This window comes from Reticulibacter mediterranei (assembly GCF_016587455.1).
In genome coordinates, this window is the sequence record NZ_BNJK01000001.1 from 6081286 (window position 1) to 6099505 (window position 18220).

Consider the following 18220-nt stretch of genomic DNA (forward strand, 5'->3'; position numbering starts at 1 on the left):
CCTATTCTGCAAAAATTATCACATTTTTGTCAGTAATGCTCCTCTATACTCGATATCGTTGACTTTGCCTCTAGATGATGCTATGAACTATTCCATGAAACGATGAAGTTTCATGTGTCAAGCAAACCACACCAGACCCCTTTCAATGTAGAGAAGACCTTCATTCTGTGAGAATGGATTCTCAGGAGCAGAGAAGGTCTCAAGCAACGTGGTACTTCATTGAGCAAGGAGAAGCTGATGAAACGCAAAAGACCTCTACAAATGTTCACCATGATGATTGTGATCCTGCTGACATGTGCGGCAGCTTTGAGCGTTATGCTGTTGCCCGCGACGGCGCGTGCCGCTGCTCCCAGCGGGCTGCATGTGGTGGGCAATCAGATTGAAGATGGCAGCAACCACGCGATCGTCCCGCATGGCGTTGATCGGATGGGAACGGAATACCAGTGTACAAAGACGGCCAGCAATGCTCCCACATCGTTTGATGGGCCGGTTGACCAGGCGTCAGTTAGCGCGATGTTGACCTGGGGCGTGACCATCGTGCGTGTTCCGCTCAACGAGGATTGCTGGTTAGGCATTAATGGTTTTCCCGCCAATGGCCGAACCGTTGCACAATATCAACAGGATGTTGTTAGTTGGGTCAATTTGCTGAATCAGAATAACCTGATCGTTATTCTTGATCTGCACTGGAATAACTCTGGCACCAATCAGGCGACGGGCCAGGAGCCAATGCCCGATTTGGATCACGCTCCCGCCTTTTGGACCTCGGTAGCGAACACTTTCAAGGGCAATTCCTCCGTGATATTTGACCTGTACAACGAGCCATATACCAGTAGTTGGACCTGCTGGCTCAACGGTAGCACAAGTGCCAGTGCCAGTCCCTGCACCGATGTTGGTTTTGCTGTGGCAGGTATGCAAACATTGATCAATACGGTGAGAGCGACAGGGGCCACAAACATTATTATGCTTGGTGGCCTCGCCTATTCCAATAATCTCAGTGGTTGGTTGGCAAACAAGCCGACTGACACTCAGAACAATCTGGTGGCCTCGGTGCATATCTACAACTTCAATAGTTGTGCCAACAGCAGTTGTTGGGATTCGCAAATTGCGCCGGTGGCTGCGCAGGTGCCGGTGCTGGCCGGTGAGATCGGCGAGAATGATTGCGCTTCCGGCTTTATCAGCACATTGATGAGCTGGTTCGATCAGCACAATATTGGCTATCTGGCCTGGACGTGGACTAATGCGAACTGTTCACAGACGCCAGCGCTGATCAGCGATTATACAGGCACGCCAACGAACTATGGTGCAGGCTTCAAAAGCCATCTGCTCTCGCTAGGAAGCGGCACTCCCACGCCGACACCCACGCCAACCCGGGGAACAACGCCGACCGCGACACCTACACAGGGAATGACCCCAACAGCGACACCCACACAGATCACAACGCCAACAGCAACATCAACACCGCCTGGTGGTGCCTGTAGTGTGCATTATGTGGTGCAGAATCAGTGGCCTGGTGGCTTTACCGCCAATGTTACTGTCAACAATACTGGCTCAAGCGGGATCAATGGCTGGACGCTGAGGTTTACGTTCCCGGCGACCCAATCGATCTCGCAGGTATGGAATGCCAGTGTCTCACAGTCGGGGGAGCAGGTGACGATTCAAAACTTGAGTTATAACGCGACGATTGCAGCTGGCAGCTCAGCCGCGTTTGGCTTCAACGGTACATGGAATGGCAGCAATCCCACGCCAACCTTGTTTACGCTCAATAATGCAACATGTAGCGTCGTGTAGTGCGACGATGGGAGCGAAGAGGCTGTTTGACCTGCTTCTTCGTTCCCTATTTCATTACTGGAATTTGCTGTGGGTGTGATCCAAGGCTTTCCGTGAGGCTTCGGCTAACTCAACAGGGTTGCCCGTTTTGAATGTATGGCTAGACTACTTGCCAGGCCAATGCCGCTGGCGATAAGCGCTTCGCGACGTGTGATGAGTTTCTCCTGTTTTTCCATTTTTGGGAATGTGTCTCCTTTCAGGCATAGCGATTTCTCCTTTTATTCTATATATGCCCGACAAATCCGCATATACAATATATGTGGATAGAGTATGTATGAAAAGGAGGCAGGCTATCTTGTTCGCGCCCTCAATTTTCTATGAGTCTTCTCTCGCTGCTTCAAGAGCTTGCTGATAGCGAATCCAGCGTGGTTGAATGTGTTCGATGGGAGTATCGAGATCGAAGAGGCTGAGCTGGGTATCGGGACGGAACAACTGCTCGAAGTCTGCGGGGGCGAAGGCTTTGCGCAGGCGAGCGGCATAAGAAGTTGTGAGAAGGCGCACATAGTATTCGACATCGTAGTCGCGGCGGTTGGCAACGTCGGCATAGCGGATTGAGACATCGGGCGTTGTGGCTGGTCGCTCGCCGTTGGCACGAGCGCGCCAATCATCGCTGACTGGAGCCTCTTCAGTCTCGTCAGGGAGCCAGACGTAGCCCTTTGTTGAGCGGTAGAAACGCACACGCTCTCCAGGATGCCAGTGTGTACGACCCGCCTTGATCAGAGCCTCATATGCTGGTTCCTGATGGGTCTGGCGAGCGGCATGATAGGTCTCGGGCTTTTTGGTGAGCCGTACCTGTGTGGCGAGATCGGAGGCCGGAAGCTTGCGCTTACGCAGCGCCTCGACCGTGTCAAGATAGCCGGCTCGTACATCAACAATATTGCCGAGCATAGTGTTGCGCAGCGCCTTACGCAAGAAGCGCTCACCAAAAGGTTCTGAGCGGCTTGAGCGCAACGCCACCCCATGCACGATCAACCGACCATCATAGGAGAGCAGCGCGTAGTTTTTCACCTCGTGGCTCAACATGGCGCGATAACGTCCCTCGTATTCCAGGCGTATCCCGGCAGGGAGTTCGGCTCCGATTTCGGCGATCAGCATGCGCTCTTGTTGCTCGGTCCAGTCGGGTGGAACGGCGAAATAGACGCCATCGGTATCAGCCTCGATCAGCGCCATGCCGCGCTGTTGCAGAGCATCGAGTACCTGCTGAAGGATTGCGCGGCCACGACGCGTTACTTCTCCAGCTGCGCGACCATCGGCGAACAGCGCCATTGAACCGGCCCCCATATAGCCATAGGCGGCGTTGATCAGGATCTTCATGGCGGCCTGTGTCGCAGCGTGATGGTTTGCCTCAATAGAACCAGGTTGCGCCGCACGAGCTGCCTCTTTGTGCTGAAGTCGGAGATCGGTCAGGCGACCCAGGATATATAGCAGTACGCCCAGGCGGTCACAGGATGGGCCGATCTGAAAGGTGCGCATCAGCGAGGGGTATAGCGAGGCAACGTCGGCTTTGGCGACGTGTTCGGCGACCCCGGAGGCGAGCAATTGCACCATGCCCCCTTCATGCAGGCCCCCCTCTGCGGATTGTTGCGCGGCTTGATAGGGCAGGGCGGCTCCGGCATGGAGGTAGCTGCGAACCAGAATCGGCTCTAGAATGCCCATCGCGGGACCAGCTGAGGCGAGTCGTTCATAGCGGCGCGGAGCCATACTTGCAAGCGCGAAGGGTGCTCCGAGCAGGCGACGCGATAGCCCATCAACCTCTGTTACGTCATCCAGGGCATAGCGGCGCACGCGGGCGGGGTCGCGCCGATAGGTTTCAAAGATGTCAGAGCCTTCGATATAAGTGCGGTGTGAAGAGGCGATGCCAAAGTAGCGTGCCACATCTTTGAGGCCATAGCTCGGTATATCGCGTACAACGAAATCGTGGCGGCGCACGGCATCAAGCGTATCGATTAGTTCGCGACCGGCGAGGCTGTAACGGGTGCGTTTACGGGCTTCGGGACCGATAGCTAGCGTTTCCTGATAACTGTCCAGCGTTCTCCGGGGACTGCCAGCACGCCCAATTTCGAGCGTGACGCCAGCGGCCAGGGCGCGATGCTCTAAGAAGGGCAGGTCGAAGCCGAAGAGATTGTGATTCTCAATCACGTCGGGATCGTGTTTGAGGATCAACGCGCAAAGCTCCTGAATCATGCGCTTCTCATCTTCGGGGCCAGGAGCCTCTAGAGTTGTTGCCAGGCCGCGATTGTCGCGTACAGCAATCAGGAAAATGCGTCCACGATGAGGATCAAGGGCGGTCGTCTCCAGGTCGAACTGCATTCTGTGGAGGTTCTCGTAGCTCATATCACGGAAATAGACCTGGCCTGTCTGCATCAAATATTGCTCAACGGGACCAACGGAATAGTAAGTATCCAGGTCGTTCATCGCGGTGATGCGCTGCCCGAGCCGTCGTGATGCCCCGGTCAATACGGTGCTTTCCAGCACCCGCATATTGCGTGAGAATAGCACATAGCGATACGATCTGCCAGGGCCGTCCAGTTCTTTGTAGGTGACGCTGGCGTGCATGGTGTCGGGTGCGAAGGGTTGCAGCATAGACCCGAGATGCTTGAGATCATCTAAGGTAGTAGCTAGCATCCAGGGACGATACGAGTCTCTGGTACAGAGGATACGTTCGCCATCCCGCCGCCAGATCACGGCTCTGCCATCGCGTTGTGCCCAGACGGAGACGATGCCCGGTGTGGGGTTCCAGCCAAATAGATATTCGTCCTCGTTGTGTTCTCTCATCGCACCTGATATTCTTTTTCACATCAGAAACATATGTTCCAATCATACCATATAGGAGCGCTCATCGCAAGCGCTCCAGTGTGGTGGGGTGTCCTTCAGATTTTTGCACCGTGGACGACCGCAAGGGTTGCACCCTACCATACGCGAGCGTGGACCGCACGACCCGTCTATGGCAGGGCGCGACCCTTGCGGTTCGTCCACTTGCCCCTCTGCTAGAACTTCCAGACCCGCTGATTGGCAAAGGTGATATCGGTTGCGTTGCCGTTGTCCCAGGCATCGACGCCGATCTGTCCAGTGCCATAGGTGCTATCCGTGAAGGTCGTTACCAGTTGTTTGTTCACATAGAGGGAGAAGTTCGTTCCTTGCGCGACGACTCCAACGAGGTTGGTCTGGTTAAGTCCCTGGTGCATGCCTGCTGTTCGCGCGCCGTAGAGGAGATTTCTGAACTGTCTGGCCGCTCCCTGATCGATATCCACCGAATATTTTCCATCCTGGCAGATGTTAAACATGTACTCTTTGTTACCCTCAGTCCCATCTTCGCGGAAAATGATGCCGCCACAATCGCCTTTCACTATTGTTAACTCGATATCGTATGCAAAGTCGGTGTAGGACGCTCCTCCCCAGCAATAATCGGCGGTCTCCTGCTGTGAGTTGGTCAGATGGAGCGTACCGTTGATGGTCTGGCATTCTCCCATCTCAATAATCGGGTTTTTCTCCATCACTACCAGGGTGCCTTTGTTATTATAGGGATTGGGATTGGCGGCAACGACCGATGCGGTGGCGCGTGCATTGGCTTGAGCGGTTGCGGTGATGTGGCCATTTTGTGTAGTCACCGTGCCCGTTGCGTTTCGTGCTACCCCGGTCTGCTGAGTAGAGACTGTGGCCGTTGCGTTCGTATTGTCGATCTGCGTCTTCTCGTATGGAATCGCAATCGCGGCGATGCTCCCGAGAATGATCAGCACGAGAATACCGATAATGAACGGTTTGGCACGCGACTGAGGACGTGGAGCCGGTGGTGGCGCTCCATAATTGCCGGGCTGTGGCCGTATATAATTGGCATAGTTTGGGTTCGAGATCGGAGGCGGCGTCGCGTTAGGAGGATAACGATGATATTGAGGCGGAGGAATTGGCGTATTTTGCGCTGGTGGTCCTCCATAGGGCGACGAATGAGAGGGTGGTTGTCCATAGGGTAGTGATGCCAGCGTGGGAGTATTTTCATTCGGAACTGGCGGTATCAGGTGATGTGGCTGATTAGGGTTGTTTTTTCCCGATTCTGGCGGGTAGAAAGTAGACATATATTTTTTTATCCTTTGCCCACTTGCACTGGTGTAGCTAGTACCTCCTGACGCATTACGCGACAATATAGGAGAGCGAGAACGCTCCCCTACATATAGACGCATGCTGAAATAAGTTTTTGCTTGCAAATCTCGTTGGTAACTCTACAGGAGTTTATAAAGTTCATAGGCCGGGACGCATGTTTCTGAATTGCCGGGGATAAAGACAACATCGTTGCGTCCACAATAGTAGAGCCGCTCCCAATTGGCGACTGCCTGTTGCCAGCGTACAATCTGTTGGGCATGTTCGGCCTTTTTGATGCGTGATTTTCTCCCGAGGACGACGAGCAGGCTCACGAAGCCTGCGGTACACACGGTGAAGAGGGCAGCGCCTATCAGACGTTCGCTATTGTCCGCTAACGCCATTCCCAGCCCAACCAGACCTACCGCAAAGCAGAGAAAAAGAAGGAGGCCAACACCACAACCTTCTCCCTGGGGCAGTTGCGGCTGTGGCGGTGGTGCCAGGCGCAGGCTGCGATTGGTTTGAGACATGCCAGTCATATTAGTCTGAGCCACTCCAACGCCGACGACTCCACCGGCCATGCCCACACCTACCGTTCCACCCGAATAGGCTCCGATCGATGTTCCGGCCTCATATACGGCGCTGACCTTTTCTACACGGTCTATTTGTTTGCAGATGGGACATGTGAAATCCTCTGGGGAATGCTGCATAGAGAGATCCAGCCCTTTCTTCATTTCTATATGTTCTGCTCATGAATAGTGTAATATTGCTATGTTTTATTGCAGTATAGCATAAACTCAGGGATGGCGTGTACAGGTATGCAGGGACAAAAAAGGAACGACCACCAAACGGACTGGTGCGGAAATCCGTCTCGTGGCCGCCCTCGGAGTGAGGTAGTCAGGGTGAAAGGTATCTGGTTTATATATGGCAGGGGCGATGGCTGGTCCTCGCCCATGTATCTCACACGTTTGAAATTATATATTGTGAGATTACACCCGAACAATTGGCATTGGCGTCGAGGCCAGCATCAAGATGTAGCCGGTAGAGAGGATCGATGAGATGTCGATCCCGAAGTGGCGCAGCTTGATCCGGGTGCGCGAGAGAGCATCGCGGACCGCACGCATCTCCTGATCCCAGCTGCCATCTGCTATGGCCTTGTCGAGCTTTTTGCGGCTCAGCTCCACAACATCATCGCTGGTACGCCCATTGTAGAAACTGGCGTAGAGCACTTCATAAGGACAATAATAAGGGAACATTTCCAGCAGAGGCAGCAGGACGCTCAGCTCTGTGCTGGTAAACTGTTCCTGCACCATCATTTGGAGACGATCACCTTCATAAGAGAGATATGATAACGTGCCGAATTTCGTATTCAGGGCCAGGATATGCCCCGGTGGTAAAGCATCTTGTAATGAGAAATGCATGATTTCTATATCTTTTTTGAGGTCGCAAGTGGCTGCTTTCCCTTTGCGTACATAGACCTTTTGCATGATAATCTCCTCACTCGGCTGGATAGATGAGTACAAACCGGGTTGCGTTCATGTGTTCGTTGATAAATACAAGGGACGCAATAAAAGTGAAACCTCTGTTCGTAGTCGCGCGATTTATCGCGCATGAGCCTAGATATGATACAAAGACAATAGATAATTGCAACTCATGATGCCGAGTATGCCCAGCACCAGGAGGGTGAGTAACATCATAAAAATTGTGTCGCGTTTGCGCCGCAATTCCCACGACGGGAGCGGACGATCGTAAGGGCTGTACAATGGTGTCGTTGTTGGCAGGATGATCGCAGTAGGTTCGGCCTGCTGCATAGCACTGTCGGTACGTACTGGTCGTCTCTTTCTATTCGGTGTACGACGAATTTCCGGCTCGTCCGTGTGCTGATAGCCTTGCATTTTGTATTGCAGCCATTCGCCGGTCTGCATCTCGGGCTGGATGAAGTCATCGTTGGCCCCATCCAGCACTGATGCAGAGGTTGGTGCGGACGGAGCGATCGGCTCGATTCCGCCGGTTTCGCCAGCATATTCCCATACCGCTTGCGCACTTTCCTTGTGCGTGGAGATACCGCTTGCGCCCTCCAGCGGTATCAGCGGCACGGTGCGTAATGGCCTCCGTACCATCCCTCCGCTCCGTTGCGGGTCCATCCGCTGCTGCTGGCTAGCCACGCTGCCCCTCTCTGCCGATACACTCCGCTGCATGTCGCCGGATGAATGTACTGGCTGGAAGATGGAGCCATCTTCTGGCATCGGTCTCATTTGCATTGTTGATCCTCCGTGCGTCCCTTCTCGGTCGCTTTGATGACGATGCTCAGACGCGTTCGTGCTGCTCTATCGCTCCTGCCCGGTGTGGCCACTCTTATGTGAGCCTGACCCGGGCGCTGGCCTCGACCATGACCCCTACTATAGTGTATTTTTACGATAATGCCTGTTCTTCTTGCGTTCTTTTCCATTGGAACGTTGCCTTTAACCTGTACAAGTCGGCTTCTCATAAGTCTGCGATCTACGTCTCTCATTCAGGCGATGTTCCTACATAGATTATGTCAAATAAGCATGTACATAGGTAAGATCATGTGTTATCATTTTTTTAGACATATTTATCATTTTTTTTTCCTGAGTAAAGGGATGATAAAGTGGCACACATACCCGGCTCAGAACCACAGCCTCGCATCGGCCTGACAGCGGCGCGCATGGCTCTTGATAAATCGCAACAGGAGATTGCCGACGAACTGGGGACGACTCACGTTAATGTCAGTCGTTGGGAGCGCGGCATCACCAAACCCAATCCGTATTTTCGCCGCAAACTGTGCAAGTTGTTTGGCAAGACGGAGGCAGAACTCGATCTCGTCGTTGTCCCCGCCTCTGCGCCAACTGCGACACCTCCTCAAAGCGTGCGGGTCGATGTAGCTCCCACGCTGCCGGTGACCGATCCCTTGCCCGATCTCAACGAACTGGCCTTGTATGATCCCGCTATCCCATTGCAACCGGCGATTCAGCTTGTGGGACGCGATGGCGATATAGCGCGGATCAAGCAGCGGTTGTGTGCTGGTGGCAATGTGGCGTTGACGGCGCTCAATGGCTTGCCGGGTGTGGGCAAAACGGCCCTCTCGATCGCGCTGGTGCATGATCCCGATGTGCGCGAACATTTCCGCGATGGTATTCTCTGGGCTGGCCTGGGACCGAACGCCAATATTCCCAGCCTGTTGAGCCGCTGGGGAACGCTGCTGGGCATTTCGCAGACGGAGATGGCTGCGTTGCATGGTCAGGAAGATTGGGCCAAAGCGATTCGCAGCTCTATCGGTTTGCGCACCATGTTGCTGGTGATCGATGATGCCTGGGATCTCATGGAGGCGCTGACCTTTAAGGTGGGCGGCCCCAACTGTGCTCATCTGGTCACGACGCGTTTCCGCGATATCGCCTCACATATCGCCGTTGGTGGTGCGACCGAGTTGCAGGAATTGTCGGAAGAGGAGAGCATGACGCTGCTCCGGTTGCTGGCTCCCGGTGTGGTGGAGCGCGAAGTGCAGAAGGCGCAAACGCTGGTGCAGGCTGTGGGCGGTTTGCCCCTGGCCCTGACCCTGATGGGTAACTATCTGCGCAAGCAAGGATATAGCGGTCAGACGCGGCGTATCACGGCAGCTCTGGAACGATTAGGCAAAGCCGAAGAGCGCTTGCATATCAGCGAGCCACACGGCCCGGTCGAAACGCATCCCAGCCTGCCCGGAGATATGCATCTTTCGCTCCACTCCGTCATTGCCGTTACCGACCAGTTGCTTTCATCTGAGACGCGGCAGGCGCTCTACTCCCTGGCCGTCTTCCCGCCCAAGCCGAACAGCTTCTCGGAGGAGGCCGCGCTTGCCGTGATCGACTGCGACGTGGACAATCTGGACCTGCTCGTCGATTCCAGCCTGCTAGAGTACACCGCGTCTGGTCGCTACACCATTCACCAGACCATCTCCGACTACGCCCGACAGCATTTACAGGAAAAAAAACCTCATGAACAACTCATCAATTTCATGATCGAGCTGGTGGAGGGGCATAAGAAGGACTACGAACTGCTCGACCTTGAGAGCAACATTATCCTGAGAGCGCTTGATTATGCCTATGAGCTGGACATGAAAGAGGAACTGGTGCGAGCGGTAATCGCATTTGTGCCCTACATGCAGGCGCGCGGCTCCTACGACAAAGCGGCCCAGCACCTCCAACGCGCCCACGAAGCCGCCAAAGCCCTCAATGATACCGACAACATCATCGCCACCCTGATCTACTCCGGTGAAATCGCCCAGCAGCAAGGAAATTTCGGGCAAGCCGAGTCAACCTTCCAGGAAGGTCTGAAACTGGCCCGACAGGTTGAGAATAAGATCCAGATTAGCGCGCTGCTGCATAATTTGGGGTGGGCCACCTGGAAGCAAGGCGAACTGAAACAAGCGGAAGTGTATTTACAAGAAGGATTAAACCTTGCTCGTCAGATGGAAGACGAAGAGCGAATTTGTGGGATTTTGAAAGTTATTGGCTCAGTTGCTACTCATAGTGGGCGGTATGAACAAGCGGAAGTGCATTTACAAGAAGGATTAAACCTTGCTCGTCAAATCGGCGATCACGAACAGGTATGTCTACTGTTGATTAATCTTGGCGTAGCTTCAGCAGAGCAGGGGAAGTATGAACAAGCAGAAGTCTTTTATCAAGAAGGATTGATACTCGCACGCCAAAGTGGTCATCGTGAACGGATCGGTGCGCTTTTAGCGAATTTAGGGGATGCGGTAATTGAACAAGGTGATTATGCAAAAGCGGAAGAATATTTTAGAGAAGGATTATTATTAACCAGACAGATTGAACATAGGGAATGGATGAGTGTGCTATTAACTAACCTGGGCTTGACTATGCATAAGCAAGGTGAGCATTTGCAAGCCGAGACGCATTTGCAAGAAGGATTGTCTTTGGCTAGGCAAATAGGAGTTCCACAAATGACCGCTTACGCATTATATGAATGTGGTAATTTTTATTTAGATCAACGTAATATAAGCGTTGCGGAGACGACATTTCGTGAGATGCTCAAGGTTATTCCTGAAGTTTGTCAGGATTTAATTGCTCTTGCTTTATATGGATTAGCGCGTACATCTTCTTTTCAAGAAAATTATGATGAAGCCCGGGTATTAGGGGAAAAAAGTGTAACTATTTTAGAAAAGATGGGGCATCGTAAAGCATCAGAGGTGAGGCAATGGTTGAACGAGGTGAGAGCTTAAATTTTTTGAAGAGTTTGAGGAGTAACTAAAAATTTCTAGTTACTCCTCAAAATGTATGCGGCATGGTTTTATTAATGAGACCAGCTATAATCAGGCGTCATCATCCCGCCAGTTGCAGCACTTGTCGCTGTTGGTGTAGCAGTTGTGGTTTGGGTCGTATGTGAGTGTGTACCTGCTGCGTGAGTTTGTGTTAGTACTGGTGTCAGTACTAGAGCCGTCGCGAAGATCAACAGAGCGGCGAGAACGACGATCCAGCGAATCATGTGCTTAAACATTGTGTGTCTTCCTTTCCTTCTTCAGAGGCCAGCTCCAACTTCTCCAGATGAAACCCTCCTGCCGCAGCGGTGGGCGAGCCGCTACAATGTCTCTCGCTGCGATTTTGGCGGTAATGCCCTTATCTGTTTTCATGCGCTACGTCTGTACGCTTGCCAGGAAGAGACACAAGACCTGGCCTCTCTAGAGCTACAGGATAAAAATGGGCGCATGCTAACAGCGACTATGGATTTCATCTGGTTCGATTGCGCTATTCCCCGAAAATAGCTTCCCTGAATTTCCTTCAATCCATCTTTTTTGCGCTTGCCAGCAGAGTTCTCACTGCCATTGCACTATGTCTTGCCCGCTCCTCCCACGCGTTTGCACCCCCGCCTCTCAGTGGTCTCCCTACCACTATTCGGTCTCCTTACAACTCCCGATAAGCGGTTCCTGCGTAAGGAGGAGCGGTAGACATGTGTACCGTATGAATACGGCAACCTTGCTGGCAATATTCGGTTGGTTATGAGCGTTGATTGGGTGAGTCGGTTTGGATCTGTAACATCGCGATGTCTTATACCGTGTTTCCTCAGTACCAAAAGGGATAGTATAAGATCTTTTGAGAACCTTCAGGTTTCCTTCGCATCTTGATAGGAAAGTACTAATCTGCATTAAAAACATATAAAGATCAGGCTGCTACTAGTGAGAAAATCGGGTTGGTATAAGACAAATTGATTGGTTGATGGCGAGTGCGCATAAGACAATTACGCTTATTCTTTTGTAATGCCCTTGATACAGTCAACAGTAGCTTACCTGATACCTTTTCAAACCTTCAACTTTTGGGAGCGGATAGTACCGATGGCAGTCCTTCATCCAGCTATACCATCACGCGCGATGATGGCCTCAAAGCTAAATTCGGGACGTTGAGCCTGGGGCATCCAGCGGAGGATGATCTGGGTAGAGAAATTACAGACGGTGCTCTGCCATACCAGCTCAAGCGTGCGCAGGAAGATCTCAATGCTGGTAAAGATGTCTCCTTTGGTAAGATAACGCTCAATGCTCAGGGCATCAAGGTAATGAGCCACTGGCGGCCCTGGAACGAGATTGAGAAGATTTTTCTAGAGGACGGCATGCTGTTTGTCTTGAAACATGGCGAACTCAAGCTGCTAGGTCTCTCCGTCGCGGTGATAGTCATTCCCGATGTGTATACGTTGTTGTTACTTGCGGAGTATGCCAGGAAGAAATAATCGTGGGCCAGCTTTTAGAGCATGGAAGCTGGCCTGAGTATTTAGCCGATCTTATATGTTGCCAGCCCCTTTGCCACGGCACCGCTTGAGGCACCCTGCACATCTATATCGACATAGACAAGGCTTTTCCCTCGTCGCAGCACCCGCGCGGTGGCTTGTAGATCCTCTTTATTGGCCGGGGCAAGATAAGTGATGGTCAGATTGACCGTTGAGCCGCGAATCTTGTCCGGGACGGGTGCATCAGACCAGGCGGCGACCATCGCAGCAGTATCGATCAACGAAGCGAGCGCACCACCATGCACGGTGGTTCCGATAGTGACCATTGCACATTTTTACTATTTGGTGACAACCTATGCTCCTTTTCATATTCTTTATCTTCCAATGTTCCGTAATTCTTTGCTGATGTAGGAATCGAATTATGTGTATTTCTCTCCCTATCTATATACAATCTATCCGCACGGTGCATGATGCTAACCCATGATCTATCAGGAAGTGCTGCTAATATCTCCGCCCCATCTGCTTTAGGATACATTTCATGCAATATAGCTTCCTCTTCCGGCGTCCATCTGGTTTTATTGGAATACTTTCGCTTAAAATGGCCTGTGTCTATAAAATTCCCTATAGCCTCTTTCCAGTGGATATCTATCTTTAACCAGGTAGGTGCAACCTGCCATAACACGACTTTTCGTGTTACGGCACCAACAAAGCGTAACCTGACTTCAAAGGATAGCTTGTCCCACTTTGATGTGATATCTGGAAGGAGTGAGTGTATCTCATACAATGTTACTTCCTCATCCTCATCCTCCGGTGCTTCTAGCTTGTTTTCCCATTCTGCTATCTTTCCCTCTAATCCCGCCATCTGGTTAGCGTACTCAATTTTCATTTGCTTTGTTTTGGGTATTTCATGATCGTGAAGCGTGTCAAACATCTCTTGCCAGCGTGCTTGTGCATCCTTAATCTGCTTCTGTATAAGGCTTTTGTTGTATGCTTGTGCAGCCGTGATTTCAGCTAGCCTTTCTTCTTGTTTGTCTTTCCAATCGTCAAGCTTCTTGAGTGCTTCAATCCGCTCTAAGAACTTTTCAAGGAAAACAGTGTCAATCAGTTGCACATCCGCAGCATATCTAAATTTTGAAGATAGACCGCTTTTCTCATTGCTCTGATAATAGGTGAATTCCTTGCCGCCGTGACGTGGACCTAATGAAGCATACATGCGTTGATTCCTGTCGTCGTGAAGTACCTTTTTAAGGATGCCTTTTGCTTCTCCAGGGCGCGTTACCCGCTCTGGTTTTCTCCTCTCCCCGTTCAGGTCGTAATTGCTTAGCCGCTTATGGGCGTAAGTAAAGAGTGTTTCATCTATAATTGAGTCATGATTGTTTTCGATTACACCGCCGTTGATTGGTAGCCACCAACCAATATAGACAGGGTTACAGAGAATATATCTAACCCCGTATATGGTAGATTTGTAATTTCCTGCATATGGGCCTTCTTTTATAAGGGATGATCTCTTATGTCCCCCTGCGGCGAATTTGCTTACATTTTTTGGATCTATCCAGTCCTCAAATTTAGGGAAAAGGAAAGGCATTTTTTCGATTTCTCTACATAGTTCCCATATGTTGCCATCCAGTTCAAGGAAACGGTGGAATAGCCATTTGACAACTTTTGCATGTGGCTCGTAGATGATATATTTCTTTCTCTTTGGGTCTGATCTGTCAACAATGTATCCAGGGGCAATAAACCTACCATCGTAGTAACCGTTGCCGCTGGCTATAGCTTTGCCTCCACCCATGACAAGTTTCATCCAATCAAGATGACGTGCCGCCTCTTCCGCTTCTAACATAAACACTCTTTGGCAGTAATCATCTTGGAAATTGAAGTCCATTCTTAGAGTAGATTCTTGTTTAAACTAACAGCTTTTTACGGAAGACGGCAAGCCGTTCCGTGAAAAGAGCGAAAACGCATGAAAAAGCCAATCAGCTGTCTATTTTGGGACCAGTGGAGGCACTTTCGGCTTCTGATGAATGATGTGAAAGCGCTCAGCTTTGCGAATCGTGGCCCCTTTAGGTCTCCCTGGCGATTTTCCGCGAGGTCGTGGAGAACGAGCAGGAGTGCCCAATTGTGGCAACAATTTGCTCATCGCTCGACGCACCTGTTGCGGGGAAAGCTCGCGGTGTCGGTTTTCCCACGGGCGAAGCTGAGGAGTAACCAAGTAACGAGAAAGCACCAGCACATTGTGGGCAATTGCCACCAGATGGCTCCAGCGCTCAAACTGTTCTGGGGTCCGCAACTTGGGCTTGTCCCACAGCAGACTTTGTTTGTCAAAACGATACCCATGTTCTTGGCTGAAGCGATGGACGTAGCTCAGAGTGGCGGCAGGCAGATCAGCGCTTGCTTGTCCAATCCAGACAAACCAACTGACTCGTGGATCACACTTGGTTCGCTTGGCCTGTGGGCGTTCCACGCGGATCACGCACAGCTTCAACCAGCCAGCCTCCTTGAGCGTGAGCTTGTGCCACCAACGCAGTTGCACCGGGCGTCCAACAGTATCAGAGCCAGACCACGTGCCGTCTGGGTCGCTGTGCGTTGTCACATCGCAGGGCTGCAATTTCTCTCCGCGTTTGCGTGGGGCACCACGTTTGCCTGTTGGCGCTGGAGCTGGACGGTAAAAACAGCGATTCTTCTTGAGTCGAATCAACGTGCCTTGAACGGGCAAGGTACTCAATTGACACCACAACCAAGCAGAATCATAGCCCCGATCCATCAAAATGATCGTGTCAGTCGGCAACTGGGGAGCAAGCTCCCTCAACTGCGTCCAAGCCATCTGCTGAGCAGTGATCGCGGTCTCGATCCTCTGCACCGAGAGGACATAGGTCCAACTACTAGGCTGCTCCGGCAATGCCACCACCGTCGAAAATTGCCAGCCATACGTCCTGGCCGTTTCGCCTTCCGGCAAATTGTGAACCATTTGGGCGCTGCGATCTGCCGAGGTGACAGCTTTCGGACGGGCGATCCCGGTGGCATCCACCGCCAAGCGCAAGGGAGAACAAGAGGCTGGGCGGAAGTTTACCAAGACCTCTCGCAGGTGCTTTTCATTGATGCGCCCATCTTCCAGCGCTTCGTAGACGCTTCCCCAGCCCCGCTCAAAATGCGGAGACAGCGACAATTCTGGCAACGAGTGCGCTCGATCCTCTGTCACCAATGCATCCAACAGATTGAACAGGGCATCTTTGGCCCGTTCCAACGTCCCATACACCGCGTGACGAAAGGCTTTGAGTGTGTTAAGGTGCATACGAGTTTTGCTCCTTGTATCTTTGGGTTGATACTGGAACTTTACTCGGTTGAGCGACCTTTCGCAAGATCGGTCGCTCTCTTTTGCTCCGTTAGTTTAAACAAGAATAGAGTAGATATCCATACATCATTTTCGTAACATGCTCTCATCAGCGTTCCAGGTTTTACGAGCCATTTGTCCCTGGTCAAGCGTTTGACATCTATTGCTCCTATCCAGCTTATTTTCTTTCCATCTACTAGTGCTTTCCCCTCAATTGCTTTCATCACATAGGACATACCGGGCATATCATGGATGTCCATTGTTCCGCTCAATCCTTCGTCATCTGTTACTACCTCGATGTGACCTGTACAACCTCTGTTTCTGAAATGCTCCACAAATTTATCGGTTTGCATCTCAAATGAATGAATATTATTCTGGAACTGCGCTAGAGTAGACTGCCGTACATAGAGGATGCCATTTTCATCTTTGGGAAACTCAGTATATTCTTGTCTTAGATTGTGGTTTGGGTTTGGAAGGATGCTTCTGATCTTCTTTGGGCTTTTCTTTTTCTGAATCATCTCTTAATCTCCTTAGTTCATCGGCTATATCTTGCAACACTGTATAGAGTATGAGTTTCTCTTCTGATGACATCTTCTGCACTCCTGCTATAGTGAGGTACCTGCTCGTCGTTCGGGTGCTGATTAGCTCGATTCCCTTAGCATCAGTGTACAAGAGATAGGTAAAACAGGCAACCCGATACATCGTGTTGTGTAAAACGTAAAACCCGATGATAACCCGATAAGCAAGGAGGTTGTGAAGCATTGGGAGATGATCTGGCCCGATGACAACCCGATAATTTGGGATGTCTTTATCCTGCACTACCCGTACGCATACGCGGTGGTCTGCCGTTCGGGGCAACGTTTGTACTGCCACTTTTGTTTGTTGTCGTATGCTGTAGGTTTCCTGGGTCATGCTCGCTGTTACCTCTCTTGCTTCTCTCGATTATAGCATAAGTACATTTGATACTTTAATCAGGCGTTCTAATTCTATACATACTCGGCATGTATACCGTATGCGCTTCTCAAGCAGTTTGGCGTACACGATGCATACCGAGTATATAGAGCTAGTTCCTCCTTTCCTGCTCACTTTCTCCCGTTCAAAATTCATCTGTATACAGTGGTGTTTCGGTGAAACGGTCCGGTTGCTCGTTATTGCTCTGGTGTGCCGTCTGTTGTTTGTGCTTTGCCCACAAGGGTTTGAAGCTGTGCGGTATCCAGGTCTAAGACGGCATAGACTTCTGTATAGCGGTCATGTTGGCTCATGTGGGCGCTGACATGCTCTCGTAGGGCTTGTAGGGTGTTTTCTTCCAGGGTGAGCGGCAAGCCGTCGAGAAAAAGGGTCGGCTCTCCTCTCTGGTTAGTACACACCATCCAGACTCGCGTGCCTGGCTCCTGACCCTCACGCGTCGGATAAGGAATAATGCGGGTGGCCTGCGAGCCTGCTGCCTGGGGTTGTGCCTGGGCGACAATCTGCTTGAACTTCAGACGATGCCCGTTCAACAATCGCTTTCCCCACTCGTTGTAGATCGCTTCTTTCACTGCGTTGACCTGAACTTGTAAAGCCGTGCGTTCTCGTCGCTGCTCCTCTGTCAGCAACATCGAGAGGTTGAAATTATCCAGCGCTTTGTATAAGGTGTCGATCTCCTCAATGAGCCGGTTCAATTGTTCGTTTTTGATGCGTGCTAACGTGCGCGTGATGGCTGCTACAAGCTGTTTCGTCTCCTGGCTCGGTGGTGGTTCCGGCTCCCGGTAGAGGCCGGGATAGATGTCTTTCGAGTCCATGTAGCTCTTCCTTTCCTGTGAGTTGTCTGATGAAATAGGATGCGCGTGCATAGGCTTGTGCGAGACTCTCCTGTAGGGCGTAGCGTTCTCGTTCGCTCAAGTCGTGCTGGTCTATCGCTTTGAGGGTCGCTATCACCTGTTTGACTCTCAAGAGAGTGTGGATCACGTCTTCATTCATCGCTGCTGCCCTTTTGTGTGGTGGAAGGCGACTCCCTCTTGCCTTCCACCGCTCCCTTGCTCTAGTGAGGATTGTAGGGATTGTGACGGATCACCTGATCTGCATCTTCCTCTTCCTCTTCGTCCAGAATGGCGTATGCCTCTTCAGGGGAGAGCAGGCCCAACACAAGCATTTCTCCATCTTCGCCTTCCTCTCCGTTCAAAGCGTAAATCAGTTCTTCCTCTTGCTCCTCTTCTTCGTCTTCCGGGTTCGTATTGGCTGTTGTCTCGGCTGCCATTGTTGCTTGTCCTTTCGACTCTTACT

The 18220-nt window shown here is 51.5% G+C and carries 15 protein-coding genes; 3 read left to right on the forward strand and 12 right to left on the reverse strand.

Annotation, left to right across the window (positions count from 1 at the left end):
• Positions 1-237: 237 nt before the first annotated feature.
• Positions 238-1788, forward strand: a complete 1551-nt coding sequence (locus K3T83_RS26305; protein ID WP_220205895.1) for a cellulose binding domain-containing protein — start codon at positions 238-240, stop codon at positions 1786-1788.
• Positions 1789-2142: 354 nt separating this feature from the next.
• Here K3T83_RS26305 and K3T83_RS26310 read toward each other — a convergent pair whose 3' ends face one another.
• The 5 genes from K3T83_RS26310 to K3T83_RS26330 all read right to left on the reverse strand — a co-directional run bounded on the left by K3T83_RS26310 (position 2143) and on the right by K3T83_RS26330 (position 8159).
• Positions 2143-4602 carry a DNA polymerase domain-containing protein gene (locus K3T83_RS26310; RefSeq protein ID WP_220205896.1) on the reverse strand — a complete coding sequence of 820 codons (2460 nt, stop codon included), beginning with the start codon at positions 4600-4602 and terminating at the stop codon, positions 2143-2145.
• Positions 4603-4814: 212 nt separating this feature from the next.
• A complete protein-coding gene (locus tag K3T83_RS26315; RefSeq protein ID WP_220205897.1) occupies positions 4815-5897 on the reverse strand; it encodes an atrophin-1 family protein in 1083 nt (360 codons plus the stop codon).
• A 144-nt stretch (positions 5898-6041) separates the two neighbouring features.
• Positions 6042-6608, reverse strand: coding sequence for a hypothetical protein (locus K3T83_RS26320; RefSeq protein WP_220205898.1), 567 nt, complete (start codon positions 6606-6608; stop codon positions 6042-6044).
• 279 nt (positions 6609-6887) lie between these two features.
• Entirely contained in the window at positions 6888-7385 is a 498-nt protein-coding gene (locus tag K3T83_RS26325) for a hypothetical protein (RefSeq protein ID WP_220205899.1), read from the reverse strand.
• 129 nt (positions 7386-7514) lie between these two features.
• Positions 7515-8159, reverse strand: a complete 645-nt coding sequence (locus K3T83_RS26330; protein ID WP_220205900.1) for a hypothetical protein — start codon at positions 8157-8159, stop codon at positions 7515-7517.
• A gap of 368 nt (positions 8160-8527) precedes the next feature.
• Between K3T83_RS26330 and K3T83_RS26335 the strand changes: the two genes are divergently transcribed.
• The gene (locus K3T83_RS26335) at positions 8528-11137 is read left to right on the forward strand and encodes a helix-turn-helix domain-containing protein (RefSeq protein WP_220205901.1); all 2610 of its coding nucleotides are present in this window, start codon (positions 8528-8530) and stop codon (positions 11135-11137) included.
• 71 nt (positions 11138-11208) lie between these two features.
• Here K3T83_RS26335 and K3T83_RS26340 read toward each other — a convergent pair whose 3' ends face one another.
• Positions 11209-11412, reverse strand: coding sequence for a hypothetical protein (locus tag K3T83_RS26340; protein WP_220205902.1), 204 nt, complete (start codon positions 11410-11412; stop codon positions 11209-11211).
• A gap of 813 nt (positions 11413-12225) precedes the next feature.
• On the opposite strand from K3T83_RS26340, the gene K3T83_RS26345 reads away from it, so the two are divergent.
• Positions 12226-12633, forward strand: coding sequence for a DUF6585 family protein (locus tag K3T83_RS26345; protein ID WP_220205903.1), 408 nt, complete (start codon positions 12226-12228; stop codon positions 12631-12633).
• Positions 12634-12674: 41 nt separating this feature from the next.
• Here K3T83_RS26345 and K3T83_RS26350 read toward each other — a convergent pair whose 3' ends face one another.
• The 6 genes from K3T83_RS26350 to K3T83_RS26375 form a co-directional block, all read right to left on the reverse strand.
• Positions 12675-12956: a PaaI family thioesterase gene (locus K3T83_RS26350; protein WP_220205904.1), complete on the reverse strand. Its 282-nt coding sequence runs from the start codon at positions 12954-12956 to the stop codon at positions 12675-12677.
• Positions 12908-14470, reverse strand: a complete 1563-nt coding sequence (locus K3T83_RS26355; RefSeq protein WP_220205905.1) for a recombinase family protein — start codon at positions 14468-14470, stop codon at positions 12908-12910. Before K3T83_RS26355 ends, K3T83_RS26350 begins: the two co-directional genes overlap by 49 nt.
• 141 nt (positions 14471-14611) lie before the next feature.
• A complete protein-coding gene (locus K3T83_RS26360; protein ID WP_220201520.1) occupies positions 14612-15919 on the reverse strand; it encodes an NF041680 family putative transposase in 1308 nt (435 codons plus the stop codon).
• Between the two features lie 41 nt (positions 15920-15960).
• Entirely contained in the window at positions 15961-16476 is a 516-nt protein-coding gene (locus K3T83_RS26365) for a recombinase family protein (protein ID WP_220205906.1), read from the reverse strand.
• 630 nt (positions 16477-17106) lie between these two features.
• Positions 17107-17739, reverse strand: coding sequence for a hypothetical protein (locus K3T83_RS26370; RefSeq protein WP_220205907.1), 633 nt, complete (start codon positions 17737-17739; stop codon positions 17107-17109).
• A gap of 239 nt (positions 17740-17978) precedes the next feature.
• Positions 17979-18194: a hypothetical protein gene (locus K3T83_RS26375; RefSeq protein WP_220205908.1), complete on the reverse strand. Its 216-nt coding sequence runs from the start codon at positions 18192-18194 to the stop codon at positions 17979-17981.
• Positions 18195-18220: the final 26 nt, after the last annotated feature.